The organism is Roseovarius amoyensis (assembly GCF_003260265.1).
In the GTDB taxonomy this organism is placed as follows: domain Bacteria; phylum Pseudomonadota; class Alphaproteobacteria; order Rhodobacterales; family Rhodobacteraceae; genus Roseovarius; species Roseovarius amoyensis.
The window spans coordinates 1-12,350 of sequence record NZ_QITQ01000042.1; the positions used below are offsets into that span (position 1 = coordinate 1).

13 protein-coding genes and 1 pseudogene are annotated in these 12,350 nt (G+C 62.3%); 7 read left to right on the forward strand and 7 right to left on the reverse strand.

Annotation, left to right across the window (positions count from 1 at the left end; translation table 11 throughout):
• Positions 1-69 precede the first annotated feature (69 nt).
• The 5 genes from DL899_RS18140 to DL899_RS18155 all read left to right on the forward strand — a co-directional run bounded on the left by DL899_RS18140 (position 70) and on the right by DL899_RS18155 (position 4,514).
• Positions 70-1,095, forward strand: a complete 1,026-nt coding sequence (locus tag DL899_RS18140) for a CoA transferase subunit A (protein WP_239494759.1) — start codon at positions 70-72, stop codon at positions 1,093-1,095.
• A gap of 25 nt (positions 1,096-1,120) precedes the next feature.
• Positions 1,121-1,858, forward strand: a complete 738-nt coding sequence (locus DL899_RS18145) for a hypothetical protein (protein WP_111735752.1) — start codon at positions 1,121-1,123, stop codon at positions 1,856-1,858.
• A gap of 97 nt (positions 1,859-1,955) precedes the next feature.
• On the forward strand, positions 1,956-2,873 hold the full coding sequence (locus DL899_RS18150; RefSeq protein ID WP_239494760.1) for a TAXI family TRAP transporter solute-binding subunit: 918 nt from the start codon (positions 1,956-1,958) through the stop codon (positions 2,871-2,873).
• Between the two features lie 85 nt (positions 2,874-2,958).
• Positions 2,959-3,405 carry a hypothetical protein gene (locus DL899_RS19980; protein WP_239494761.1) on the forward strand — a complete coding sequence of 149 codons (447 nt, stop codon included), beginning with the start codon at positions 2,959-2,961 and terminating at the stop codon, positions 3,403-3,405.
• 8 nt (positions 3,406-3,413) lie between these two features.
• Positions 3,414-4,514 carry a TRAP transporter permease gene (locus DL899_RS18155; protein ID WP_239494762.1) on the forward strand — a complete coding sequence of 367 codons (1,101 nt, stop codon included), beginning with the start codon at positions 3,414-3,416 and terminating at the stop codon, positions 4,512-4,514.
• An 89-nt stretch (positions 4,515-4,603) separates the two neighbouring features.
• On the opposite strand, the gene DL899_RS18160 is transcribed toward DL899_RS18155, so the two are convergent.
• The 7 genes and pseudogenes from DL899_RS18160 to DL899_RS18185 all read right to left on the reverse strand — a co-directional run bounded on the left by DL899_RS18160 (position 4,604) and on the right by DL899_RS18185 (position 9,706).
• The gene (locus DL899_RS18160) at positions 4,604-5,008 is read right to left on the reverse strand and encodes a Zn-ribbon domain-containing OB-fold protein (RefSeq protein ID WP_111735754.1); all 405 of its coding nucleotides are present in this window, start codon (positions 5,006-5,008) and stop codon (positions 4,604-4,606) included.
• A 4-nt stretch (positions 5,009-5,012) separates the two neighbouring features.
• Entirely contained in the window at positions 5,013-6,185 is a 1,173-nt protein-coding gene (locus DL899_RS18165) for an acetyl-CoA acetyltransferase (protein WP_111735755.1), read from the reverse strand.
• A gap of 46 nt (positions 6,186-6,231) precedes the next feature.
• Complete coding sequence (locus tag DL899_RS19985; protein ID WP_338049664.1) at positions 6,232-6,483, reverse strand: acyl-CoA dehydrogenase family protein; 252 nt, start codon at positions 6,481-6,483, stop codon at positions 6,232-6,234.
• Between the two features lie 146 nt (positions 6,484-6,629).
• Positions 6,630-6,920: pseudogene (locus DL899_RS19990) on the reverse strand (acyl-CoA dehydrogenase family protein); the annotation flags it as partial.
• Positions 6,921-6,999: 79 nt separating this feature from the next.
• Positions 7,000-7,353: a MaoC/PaaZ C-terminal domain-containing protein gene (locus tag DL899_RS18175; protein ID WP_239494763.1), complete on the reverse strand. Its 354-nt coding sequence runs from the start codon at positions 7,351-7,353 to the stop codon at positions 7,000-7,002.
• A 59-nt stretch (positions 7,354-7,412) separates the two neighbouring features.
• A complete protein-coding gene (locus DL899_RS18180) occupies positions 7,413-8,084 on the reverse strand; it encodes an acetate--CoA ligase family protein (protein WP_111735756.1) in 672 nt (223 codons plus the stop codon).
• Positions 8,081-9,706 (reverse strand): acetate--CoA ligase family protein, encoded by a 1,626-nt coding sequence (locus tag DL899_RS18185; protein ID WP_239494764.1) that lies wholly within the window; start codon positions 9,704-9,706, stop codon positions 8,081-8,083. The genes DL899_RS18180 and DL899_RS18185 overlap by 4 nt, the downstream gene beginning before the upstream one ends.
• 160 nt (positions 9,707-9,866) lie before the next feature.
• On the opposite strand from DL899_RS18185, the gene DL899_RS18190 reads away from it, so the two are divergent.
• Together DL899_RS18190 and DL899_RS18195 are read left to right on the forward strand one after the other, a co-directional pair.
• On the forward strand, positions 9,867-10,865 hold the full coding sequence (locus tag DL899_RS18190) for a CaiB/BaiF CoA transferase family protein (RefSeq protein WP_275426804.1): 999 nt from the start codon (positions 9,867-9,869) through the stop codon (positions 10,863-10,865).
• A 30-nt stretch (positions 10,866-10,895) separates the two neighbouring features.
• The gene (locus DL899_RS18195) at positions 10,896-12,062 is read left to right on the forward strand and encodes an acyl-CoA dehydrogenase family protein (protein ID WP_111735757.1); all 1,167 of its coding nucleotides are present in this window, start codon (positions 10,896-10,898) and stop codon (positions 12,060-12,062) included.
• Positions 12,063-12,350 lie beyond the last annotated feature (288 nt).

Below are 12,350 nucleotides of genomic sequence, written 5' to 3' on the forward strand. Positions count from 1 at the left end.
GGGTCTTTTTGCGCCAGCTGACTTGGCTGATCTGCCGAACTTGCATGATCGTTGACGAGGAAATGGCACGTGACCGAAGAGTTCAAGTCGACAAACTGGCAGCCTGACGGCGATGTTCAGGGCGAACTCCTTACGAAGGAAGGCCAGACAACACCCACGCGTCGCAGCAAGGTCACGGGGCTGCAGGACGCAGCGATTCTGGCCCGCGACGCTTTGCAGGAACGTCCTGAGCTATGTCTTGGCGGGCTGTTCAAACAGGGCCGCCCGATCGCATTGGTGCGCGGGCTGCTGGGCGCGGGCGCAAGCGGCCTGCATGTCTATTCCTCGCCCGGCGCGGGCTATGACATCGACCTTATGATCGCGGCAGGCGCGGTCGAGCAGGTATTCATTCCCGGCGTCACGCTGGAGAACCGTCTTTGCCCCAATTTTCGCAGCACGGTTGAGACAGGGCAGGTGACTGCCCACGCGCTTGACGCGTTGACCGTGGTGGGCGGGCTGATGGCCTCGGCCCACGGCGTGCCGTTCCAGCCAATCGACGCGCTGCGCGGGTCAGATGTGCTAAAGCACAATCCGCTGATACGCGAAATCGACTGCCCCTTTTCGGGACGTCGCATTCACGCCGTCGGCCCGATCCGACCCCGCGTCACGTTTCTGCATGCGCAAGAGGCCGACCGCTGGGGAAACCTGCGCCATCTCAGCACCATGGTCTATGCCGATCAGCTGATGGCGCGCGCCTCGGACATGGTGATTGCCAGCGTGGATAAGATCGTGCCGGACGAGGTCATTCTGAACGATCCGTCACGGGTCACGGGTCACGGGTCACGGGTCACGGTGCCGGGCTATTATGTCGATGCGGTGGTCGAGGTGCCCTACGGCGCGCACCCCACCGCGAGCTTTCCCAATTATGCGATGGATGAGGATCATATCGACGCCTACGCCGACCTGGGCGATGCCGCCCGTACCGGCGACCGCGCAGGACTGGACGACTACATCGCGCGTCATGTGACCGGGCCGAAAAGCCAGGGCGACTATATTGAAGCGGTCGGCGGCGCCGAATATCTCGCCCGGCTCGAAGCGGAGACACGGAAGAGATGAGCGCGGCGGTTTCCCCCTTGAGCAGATGGTTGTCGTACTGGCCCGCGACCTGGCCGATGGCGAGCTGGGCGCGGCGGATGCTGCTGCATTGGTCCCGATGGCGGCGATCGCTCTGGCGCGCGAATTGCATGCACCGAACCTGACAGTCGGAGGAGAGATGTTCTTCAACCCGCTGCCCGGGCGTCTTTATCCGTCCATGCTGGACGACCGTGCCCTGGGCCGCTGCGAGGCCGCAGAAACCTTTATCGAGCTTTTCGGCCACAGCCATCACGGCCTGGACTTCTTCTTTCACAGCGGGTTGCAGCACGATGCCTTCGGCAACATCAACCTGCATCACGTTGGTGGCACGCTCGACGCGCCCGGGATGCGCGCGCCGGGGGCTGCCAACCTGTCCTACTGCCACACCTCCACGCGATTCTATATCTGCCCCACGGTTCATACGGCGCGGAATTTCGTGGAAAAGGTGGATTTCATCACCTTACCGGGGCATCTTTCCGGCTCCGAGGCGAAACGCGAGGCCGGCCTGACAAATGAAGGGCCGCGGTTCGTGGTGACACCACGCGCGGTCATGGATTTCGACAAGACGACGCTTCGGATGCGGCTGAAATCGGTCCACGCGGGCAATACGGCCGAAGAGGTCCAGCGCCACACGGGGTTTGATCTTGGGATCACGGGGGACGTGCCGCAGACGCCGCCGCCAACAGACGAAGAGCTGACCGTCCTGCGCGAGCGGATCGATAAGTCCGGTATTCTGCGCGCCTGAAGCGCAGTTGCCGATAAAGTTGAACAACAACTGAGACGAAGACATGTTCAAACGCATAACAACCGGAAGCCGAAGGGCAATTGGTGCCACGGCGGCCTTGAGCGCCATTCTTGTGGGCGGGGTGGTTTCGGCCAAGGACCTCACGATGGGGACCACGAGCCCGACGTCCAGCCACTTCACGATCTCGGTGGCAATGAGCAAGGCGATCGAGACCGGCATGGAAGATGCCACCGTCAACGTGATCGAGACCGGCGCCAGCGTGGACAATGTCCTGCGCCTAGCGCGGGACGAAATCGATCTCGGTCTTGCCGCCACCGACATTCTTATCTCGGCTCGAAACGGAATCGGCAAGTTCGAAGGCAACGCCATTCCCGATACGGTTGCGCTCTATCCCTACAGCGCGTCGGTCCTGTTGATTGCCGCAACCGAGGAATCGGGCGTGACCTCGCTTGAAGAACTTGATGGCAAGAAGTTCAATCCCGGTATCCGGGGGTCGGCCGCCGAGACCCTGACAACCACCGTGCTGTCGATGTTCGTCATCAACGCCGACCTTGTGCATGGTGCCGTCGGTGACGCGGTGGAAGGCATCAAGAACCGCCAGATCATCGGCTATAGCAAATACGGCGCCGCAAACTCTATCGATGCAACCCTGCAAGAGTTGATGACAAGCACCGAGATGCGGTTGATCGACGTCACCGAAGAGCAGGAGAAAGCGGCGACAGAAGCCATGGAGGGCGTCGGTTTCACAACTCTTCCCGCAGGGCTTATTCCGGGATCCGAGGAAATGCGGGTACCCAAGCTCAACGTCTTCTTCCTGACCCGCACTGACGTCATGGACGACGAGACCGCCTATAACATCGCCCGCAGCATCCACCAGAACATGGACCTGCTGGTCGAAGCCTGGCCGCAACTGGCGGATTACGACATAGCCGCCGATGCCGTCGCCACCATCGAGACCGGCATACCCTATCATCCGGGCGCGGCGCGTTACTGGAAAGAAGCCGTAGGCAACTGATTCCGCACTGCGGACGGTCACGCCGCCGGTCGAACGGATCGGCCGAGCGGGGCGCCACATGCGCCCCGCCGTCTCGGGAGGAAACATGAGACAGTTATCGACCGAAGCTTCGCCTTGGGGGCGGCGAGGAGCGCAGGCGCTCGGCGCGTTGTTTGCGGCATTCGTCGCCCTGCATTTCTACAATGCCCTGTTCGGACAGTTTGAACCGCTGGTTCAAAGGCCGATCTTTGTCGGGTTCGGTCTGGGTGGTGCCTTTTTCCTTTATGCCGCGCAGGCGTCGCGGACCGGCACCCGAAGCGGACTGGAACGGGCCCTCGACATCACGCTCGGGCTGCTGGCCTTTGGCGTGTGCCTTTATGTGATCCTCAACCGGGATCGCTTTTCCGACATCATGGTGCGGTACGGCCCGATGGACAAGATCGCCGGGCTGCTGGCCGTCCTGCTGACGCTTGAGGCAGCCCGCCGGGTGATCGGCTGGTTCCTGCCTTTGCTGGCGCGGTCGAAGCGGTTGCCTCCTCAGCCGGTCAGCTGACGCCGCCGGTGATGGGAGCGGGGGCCTTCATCATGGCCGAGTTCCTGAACATTCCCTACACCCAGATCGCTGTGGCAGCGATCGGTCCGGCGTTTCTCTATTACCTCGCGATATGGCTGGGTGTGGACCTTTATGCGCGCCGTGCAGGCCTTCAGCCCACGCCGAAAAACGAAATGCCGAAACCGGCGGATTTCCTGGCGCCGGACAAGGCGATCCCGCTGTTTTTTCCCATCGCGACGGTGATCTATTTCCTGTTCCAGGGCTACACACCAAGCTTTGCAGGCGCCGCGTCGATCATCGTTCTGATCCTGACCTGCGCGGTCGTGCGCCCTTTTTCCCAGGAAACCCGGAAGCAAGGTTTGCGGGCGTGTTGGGCCGGGCTGGCCCGCGATGTTTATGAAGGGATGGTCGAAGCCGGCCGCGCGCTGGTGATGATTGCACCGCTGCTGGCCTGTGCGGCGATTGTGGTCAAGGTTCTGACGGCGACGGGCGCCGGGGTGAAGATATCGAACCTGCTCTTTTCCGTGTCCGATCAGGGCCTGATCGTTGCGTTGCTGCTGGCGGCTGTGCTGTCGATCGTGCTGGGCATGGATGTGCCCACCACCGCCTCTTACGTGCTGGCGGCGGCGGTGGCCGCGCCCAGCCTCGTGCGGCTTGGCCTGCCGGAACTGACGGGGCATCTGTTCGTGTTCTACTATGCGATCCTGTCGGCCATCACGCCACCTGTCTGCGCAAGTGTCTATGCGGCGGCCGCTCTGGCCGGGGCCAACTTCTGGAAGGTGGCCGGCCGCGCGCTGTCGCTTGCCGGGGCGGTCTATGTGGTGCCGTTCCTGTTTGTGTTCCGGCCGGGGATCCTGGCACAGGGTGGGACCGGTCAGGTCATCTTGGACGTTGGCGTGGCAAGCGCCGCAGTCTTTGCCGTCAGCGTCGGGTTCAGCGGTTACCTTCGGGGAACGCTGTCCATTATCGGCCGGGGCTTGTTTCTGGCGGCGGCCGCGCTGCTGTTCTATGCCGCGCCAATGGCCGATGTTGTCGGCGGCGCAGCACTGATCGGGCTGTTGGCATGGCGGTTCATTCGCGGAGAGAGAAAGTCCCTCAGCCCCGGGTAACACCCTTGCGTCTTCACAAAAAAAAGGGCCGCCACGGAATACCTGCGGCGGCCCTTTTCGTTTGGTTGCGTGGACCTGTGTCCGCTGTTTCAGGTCAGCTGGAAATAGGGAAAGGTGATCTCGTCCGAGGCCTTCACGAAGGTCACCTCGACCTTGGCACCGATACGCACTTTCTCCGGGGCGTCGGTCTGAACACGGCTCATCATCCGCGGGCCTTCTTCCAGCTCGATCAAGGCAACGACGTAAGGCACGTCATCGCCAAAGGCCGGGCCTGCCGGACGGCGGGCGATGGTAAAGGTATGCACCTCGCCACGCCCGCTGACCGTGTCGAATTTCAGGTTGTCGGAATGGCAATGCGGACAGATCGAACGCGGATAAAAGTGATGTTTGCCGCAATCGCCGCAAAGCGGGATGTCAAGGCGACCCTCGCGCGCGGCCTCCCAATACGGGGCGCTGTCGTGGTCGACCACCGGAAGCGGTTTTTCAATGCTCATCGGCTCAATCCTTCTGCAAAATAACGGTCGCGCCGGAGGACAGCGTGCCCCCCGTGCCATGCACCAGCGCGGTCTCGGCGCCCGCAACCTGCCGTTCACCGCAGTCGCCGCGCAACTGTCGGCTGGCCTCGATCAACAGAAACATCCCGTACATGCCCGGATGCAGCGCGGACAGCCCGCCGCCATTGGTGTTCATCGGAAAGGCACCACCGGGTGCCGTGCGTTGGCCCGAGACGAAATCGCCGCCCTCGCCGATCTTGCAGAAGCCAAGCGCTTCGAGCGTCAGCAGAACGGTGATGGTGAAACTGTCATAGACCTCGACCACGTCGATATCGGAATGGTTTACACCGGCCATTTTCATCGCCGTTTCGCCAGCCTTCTGCGCGGGCAGCAGACGGGCAAGGTCGGGCATCTCTGCAACCGCCCAATGGGTGTGCGCCTCGCCATACCCCTTGACGGCGATGGGTTTGGTCTTGAGATCCTTGGCGCGCTCGGCGGTGGTCATGACGATGGCACCGGCCCCGTCGGTGACCAGGCAGCAGTCAAGCAGGTGCAGCGGTTCCGAGATCATCGTGCTGGACATGACGTCGTCGATGGACAGCGGATCGCGCCGCGTCGCCGCGGGGTTCAGCTGCGCCCATTTCCGGGTGGCAACGGCAATCTCGGCCAGGTTCTCGGAGGTGGAGCCGTATTCATGCATGTGACGCTGCGCCGCCATCGCATAGCCGCCCACCGGGGTCGGCATCCCATAGGGGGTTTCATGCTGCATCGACAGAACCGAAGGGCGCCCCCCCAGATTGCGGCTGCGCAGGGATTTCTGGTCGGAGCTGTAGACAATCAGCGCCACCTCGCAATAGCCCTCGCGCAGCGCCATTGCGGCGTGGGCCACATGTGCCTCAAAGGCGGAGCCGCCGATATTGGTGCCATCGACATAGGTTGGCATGATGCCGAGATATTCGCCCAGAGTTACCGTGGCCAGCTGTCCCGGACCCGGCACACCCCACATGCCGGCGGTCAAAAGACCGTCGACATCATCAAGCGTCAGGCCGGCTTCCTCGACGGCCGCCTTTGCCACCAGGGCAGCATGGCCCAGAACCGAGGCCTTGGTGACGAATTTCCCGTCCTCGATTGGCGCGTCGGCAAGGCCGACGATGACCGGATCGCGTGCGTTCTTCATAGGTTCATTCTCCTTGTTGTCCGGCCGCCCCGACGCGGTTCCGACGTCAGTTCGGGCGCATGGTCTTGGCGATCAGCGTGCGCTGAATCTGCGAGGTCCCGCCACCGATGGTGCTTTGCATCCCTTCGCGGAAATACCGTTCCATATCCGCTTCGGGCAGCATGGAATGACTGCCGAGGATCTGCATGCCATTGCGCGTGACGGTCTGCAAGGTCTCGGAGGCATAGAGTTTTGCCATCGAGACTTCGCGCGTGCAGAGTGTCTTGGCCGCGGCCAGGCTGGCGGCGCGATAGACCAGCCGTCGCCGTCACGCCGCGCGCGGGTCTTGGTCGAGGCCGCGTCGGAGCCGGCACCGGGCTCGGAAATCGAGATCGAGAAGCGGATGTCGCCATCGAGGAACGGCTGGATGTAGCGCTCTTTCTGTTCGGGTGTGCCGAATTTCTCGATATTCATCGCGGTGAAAGTGGCGACCATCAGACCGGTGGCGAAGTCGAAGCCGTATTTCGCCAGCGCATCGCACATCAGGGCGTAATCCATGATGTCACCGCCCAGTCCGCCGCTCTCTTCCGAGAACAGAATTCCAAGCCAGCCCTGTTTGGCGACCTTCTCATAGGCCTCATAGGGATATTCGCGCTCACGGTCGCATTTGCGGATATAGTCGCGGCCGATCTCTTCGTCGATGAAACGCTCGACGGTGGCGCGCCACATCTCCTGCTCGGGTGTCAGAAAGTTCATGCGCTCTCTCCCTGTGTCGTTTCGTGCACGGCCCGAACCTTGGGCGGTTCTCCGGGGCGATCAAGACGAGCCTTGCGGATCAGCGGCTGAACTCGCAGCGCAGGACCGTTTCGTCGCGCTGGTTGATGCCTTCCAGCTTGCTGGTCACGACGCCATGCTTTTCGTCGTGATCCTTCAGATCGACGATTTCAGCGCGGGCCCAGAGGGTGTCGTTGATGAAGGTGGGCCGCAGAAAGCGCAGCTTGTCGCAGCCGTAGAAGGCGGCAAGCACATAACTGTCGAAGGGAATCATCGCATTGACGATGGAAAACACCAGGCTGCCCTGAACAAGGCGCTGGCCGTAGATCGCTTCCTTGGCATGTTCGATGTTGGAATATAGTTCCAGCCAATTCCCGGTCAGCATGCAGAAATTGACAACATCGGTTTCCGTCATAGTCCGCCGGATTGAAACGCCGGTCTGGCCCAGTGACAACTCTCCGAAAGGGTGACGTATTACGTTAAATTCTCCTGTTCATCCGCCTTGGGTGACAACACGATCAAGGCATCGGCAGCGGCCAACCCTTTCCCGTCCGCCCGAACCATCACAGGGTTGATTTCAATTTCCGAGATCAGATCGGCGTTTTCGGCGAAGAAAACAGATATGCGCGAAATCAGGTCCGCCAGGGCCCCCTTGTCGGCGGGTTCCGCGCCGCGCAGGCCTGCCAGCAACCTGGCGCCGGGGCCCGAATCCACCATCGCCTCGGCGGTTTGTGGCCCTGCCGGAGCGAGCCGGATTTCGGCCGCGTCGATCAGTTCCACCAGAATTCCGCCGGGGCCGGCCAGAACGATCGGGCCAAAGGTGTCGTCGCGTTTGCAGCCGATGATCCATTCGGCCACTGACTCTTCTTCCATTTCCTCGATCAGCGCGGTGCCGCCCGGATACTGTTTGGCCATCTCCGCGGCGGCCTGCCTGGCCTCTTCGGGAGAAAGACCCAGTCGGACGAGACCATGATCGGACTTGTGCGGATAGTCGTCGTGACACAGCTTGGCGACACAGCGCCCTTCGGCGGGGTCACGTTTAGGCACCGGCACGCCGATCCGTTGCAGCAGGTCCTTCGCGTCGGCCTCGTGGACCACCTTGCGCCCGGCACGCTGCCAGCTTTCGAGTGTTTCTCTGCAAGTCATGCCACTTCTCCTTTTGTGGCCGCCAGCGCCGCAAGACCCGACGCCGCCCTTGCCGGCGAATCATAAACAGGGACAGCGCGTTCGCGCAGGGCCTCGCCCGAGGCATTACTGCGCGCCGCGCCGGTCCAGATGATCAGAATCGGCTTGCCGGTGCTGTCGAACGCTTCGGCCAGGGCCTCGATGAACTGCTGATCCGGCACAAATGTGATAATTGCGATGGCGATATCCACGCCCGGATCGGCGGCGACGGCCTCCAGGCAGCGTCCGACATAAGTGGGATTCGCCAGAACAACGCCGGTCAGATCGACCGGATTCGAGACCGAACCGTAAAACGGCACATAGCGCGACAGCGCGGTCTGCGTCGTCTCATCCAGCACCGGCACCTCAAAGCCGGCGCTTTCGGCCAGGTCGGTCATCTCGACGCCAAGCCCGCCGGTGACAGAGATGATGCCGACCCGGTTGCCGGCAGGCCGCCTGCCTGCGGCGAGCGCGGTCACGGCATCGATGGCGGCCACGGATTCCCGGGCGCGGATGACGCCGGTTTCGCGAAAGATCGCACTGATCACCCGGTCATCCCCGGCCATCGCGCCGGTATGCGACTGGACCGCGCGCGAGCCGGCGCGGCTGCGCCCGCCCTTGACCGCAACGACATGCTTTCCATCCCTTGTGAGCTGTTGGGCCACCTCGGCAAAGCGGCGGCCGTCGCGCAATTCCTCGACGTAGCACAGAACCACGCGCGTCTGCGGGTCGTTGCCCAGATACTCGAGCAGATCCGCAGCGGTAAGGTCCGTCTCGTTGCCGCTGGAAACGATGGCATTGATGCCCACGCCGCGTTCACCCAAACGCAACGCCATAAGGCCTCCAAGCGCGCCGGACTGGGAAATCATGGCCACCGGGCCGGGCCTGAGGCCGTTGAACATGGGGCTGAAAGTCAGTTGCAGGTTTGATGCGGGGCGCACCACGCCTTCGCAGTTCGGCCCGACCAGACGAAACGGCGCGTCCTGCATGATCCGGCGGAGCCGCAACTCGTTCTCATGCCCGTCGTCCCCGGCTTCCGAAAAGCCGGAGGTCACCCCGACCACGACTTTCACATCGAGCCGGGTACAGGTTTCCAGCGCATCAAGCGCAATGCCGACCGGGGTCGCCAGAACCACCACGTCGATCTGGCCTTCGATCTCTTCCAGGCTGCGCGCCGCCGGAAGGCCTTCGATCTCGCCGCCCGAGGGGTTCACCGGAATGATCTTGCCGCCATAGCCGTTGCTCTTCAGCAGGGCCAGCACAGCCTGTCCCAGCTTGCCCTTGGTGCGGGAGGCCCCGACCACCGCAATCGTGCGGGGATCGAACAAACCGTCCAATGCTTCTGCAACCGAAGGTCGGCGTTCAGGCATTCGATTCTTGTCTGGTTCTGCCATTTTTTTCTCCGTCAAGTGGAAATTCCACCGTTCGTTCGCGATATCTAACGGGCGTTCAATTGTTCTCGCAATGGATTTCGGTTTCGCGCAGACTGATGCCGTCGGGCCGGAAAAAATGAGCTTGACAAAGGAAATTGGGAAGAGCGAGGCAACTGCTTGAGCATGAATAACGGGCCGCTGAGTGATATCAGGGTAATTGAAATGGGTCATGTGATCGCCGCACCGATGTGCGGCGCCCTACTTTCGGATTTCGGCGCTGACGTGGTCAAGATCGAGCGCCCTGGGCAGGGTGACATGCTTCGGGCGCTGAGCGCGCGCCAAGGATGGGGTCGGCGCCTGGTGGAAGACGCTGGCCTGAAACAAGCGGCTGATGGCGCTGGACTGGAAGACCAAAGACGGCCGCGCGGTGCTGCGTCGCCTGGTCGAAAACGCGCAAGTTCTGGTCGAGAATTTCCGCCCTGGCGTACTGGAAAGGGCAGGATTGGGGCCCGAGGTCCTGCACGAATGGAACCCCGATCTGGTGATCGTACGTATCTCGGGTTACGTACAGACCGGGCCGCGCGCCTCGTGGCCGGGCTTTGGCCGGGCCGGTGAAGCCATGAGCGGGCTGGCCCACATGACAGACTACGCCGACGGAGCGCCGATGCCCCCCGGCTTTCCCGCCGCGGATTCGACCACCGGCCTCATGGCGGCCTACGGCGCGATGATGGCGCTTCATGCGGTGCAGAACGGCAGCGCGCGGGGCCAGGTGGTGGAACTGGCGATATTCGAGCCGCTGTTGCGCCTGATCGACTATCACGTTCCGACCCGCACCGGCACGGGCGTGCGGGTTGACCAAAACGGGCTGCAGGCGCCCAACTCTTACGCCCCGGCGGGGGTGTTTCGGGCCCGCGATGGAAAATGGGTCACCATCAGCGCGGGAAGCGCGGCAACCTGGCGACGTCTTCTTGAGGCGGCCGGCGGAAAGGAATGGGCGGGGCAGCCGCAATTCCAAAGCCTTGACGGTTTCGCGGAACACATGGACGAGATCGTCGACCGGCTTGGGGCATTCGTGGCGCAGCATGACGCGCAAACGGTGATCGACATCTTCCAGGCCCACGATGCCGTGGCGGCGATGGTCTATGACGTCGATGACATCCTGGCCGATCCGCAGATCGCCGCACGGGGCGACATTGTGGGGGTTGACGGCGACGACACCAAGGTCGTCGGACCGGTGCCGAAGCTGGACAAGACACCGGGGCGGCTGCGCTGGCTCGGGCGCAGCGAACTGGGGGCCGACAGCCGCGCGGTCCTGCAAGAGCTCGGATACAACGCCGGGCAGATCGACAACCTTACCGAAAACGGCACTGTAGCCGAGCCGGACCGCTGAAAGCGGTCTTCGAGAATTGAGGAGGACACCATGACCTATCAGATGACATCCGATCAGCAGGGAATCCGCGATGCGGTCCTGCGGATTTGCGAAGAGTTCGACGATGAATTCTGGCTGAACCGGGATCGTGAAGGCGGTTTCCCGATCGAGTTGCACCAGAAGCTGGCCCGTGATGGCTGGCTCGGTATTGCGATCCCCGAAGAATACGGCGGCACCGGTCTTGGCATCGTCGACGCCGCGATCATGATGCAGGCCATCGCGGAATCCGGTGGCGGCAACAGCGCGGCCTCGGCGATCCACATGAACATCTTCGGCCTGAATCCGGTCGTCAAGTTTGGCACCGAGGATCAGAAGAGAACCTATCTTCCCCCACTGGTGGCCGGCGAGCAACGGGCCTGTTTCGGTGTCACCGAGCCAACGACCGGCCTGGACACGACCAAGCTGAAAACCCGCGCAGTGCGCCAGGGTGACCGCTATGTCGTGCATGGGCAAAAGGTCTGGATTTCGACCGCCCAGGTTGCCGACAAGATCCTGCTTCTGGCGCGCACCACCCCGCTTGAAGAGGTCAAGAAACCGACCGAAGGCCTGAGCCTGTTCTACACCGATCTTGATCGGACGTTCGTCACGGTGCGCGAGATCGAGAAGATGGGTCGCAAATGCGTCGATTCAAACGAGCTGTTCATCGACGGGCTGCCGATCCCGGCCGAAGATCTGATCGGCGAGGAAGGTCAGGGCTTTCGCCAGATCCTGCACGGGCTGAATCCCGAAAGGGTGCTTATCGCCGCCGAAGCGGTGGGCATCGGGCGCAACGCGCTTCGGCGTGCGGCGGATTACGCCAATGAGCGTGTCGTCTTTGGCAGGCCGATCGGACAGAACCAGGGTGTGCAGCACCCGCTCGCCGCCTGCTGGGCCGAGTTGGAAGCAGCCAACCTCATGGCCATGAACGCAGGCGCGCTTTATGACGCGGGAAAGCCCTGCGGAAACGAGGCCAACGCAGGCAAATACCTGGCCGGCGAAGCGGCGGTGAAGGCAACGCAGACCGCACAGCTGACATTCGGCGGCTTCGGATATGCCAAGGAATACCATGTCGAGCGCCTGGTGCGCGAAGCCATTCTGTTCCGCATCGCGCCAGTGACGCCGCAGCTCGTTCTTTCCTTCATCGCAGAACATGCGCTCGGCCTGCCAAAATCCTACTGATACGAGTATCAAAGTAGTGCCCATGCGAATTGGCGGAATGGATGCCACCTTTGCCCCTTGTTCTGTTGCCGTGACCGGCACATCGATTGACCCAAGCGTATCGGCGGATGGATGGAGGATTTTCTCAAACGTCACAGGTGCGAAGGCAAAATTGGTGGTGTAACCTGGGGACTGGAAATTCACTGACGCCATGCTCATGCATCCTGGCATTCCCACTTGATGTAGGGCTTGGTTTCAGCGGCCCATTTGTCGTTGATCTCGACCAGCACAGCACTGACGAGGCGCAGG

Excerpts from the sequence above, each read along its gene's own strand:
- DL899_RS18145 (WP_111735752.1), top strand. The coding sequence starts at position 1,121 with ATGGTTGTCGTACTGGCCCGCGACCTGGCCGATGGCGAGCTGGGCGCG.
- DL899_RS19980 (WP_239494761.1), top strand. The coding sequence starts at position 2,959 with ATGAGACAGTTATCGACCGAAGCTTCGCCTTGGGGGCGGCGAGGAGCG.
- DL899_RS18160 (WP_111735754.1), bottom strand. The coding sequence starts at position 5,008 with ATGAGCATTGAAAAACCGCTTCCGGTGGTCGACCACGACAGCGCCCCG.
- DL899_RS18165 (WP_111735755.1), bottom strand. The coding sequence starts at position 6,185 with ATGAAGAACGCACGCGATCCGGTCATCGTCGGCCTTGCCGACGCGCCA.
- DL899_RS18175 (WP_239494763.1), bottom strand. The coding sequence starts at position 7,353 with ATGACGGAAACCGATGTTGTCAATTTCTGCATGCTGACCGGGAATTGG.
- DL899_RS18180 (WP_111735756.1), bottom strand. The coding sequence starts at position 8,084 with ATGACTTGCAGAGAAACACTCGAAAGCTGGCAGCGTGCCGGGCGCAAG.
- DL899_RS18185 (WP_239494764.1), bottom strand. The coding sequence starts at position 9,706 with ATGACCCATTTCAATTACCCTGATATCACTCAGCGGCCCGTTATTCAT.
- DL899_RS18190 (WP_275426804.1), top strand. The coding sequence starts at position 9,867 with ATGGCGCTGGACTGGAAGACCAAAGACGGCCGCGCGGTGCTGCGTCGC.
- DL899_RS18195 (WP_111735757.1), top strand. The coding sequence starts at position 10,896 with ATGACCTATCAGATGACATCCGATCAGCAGGGAATCCGCGATGCGGTC.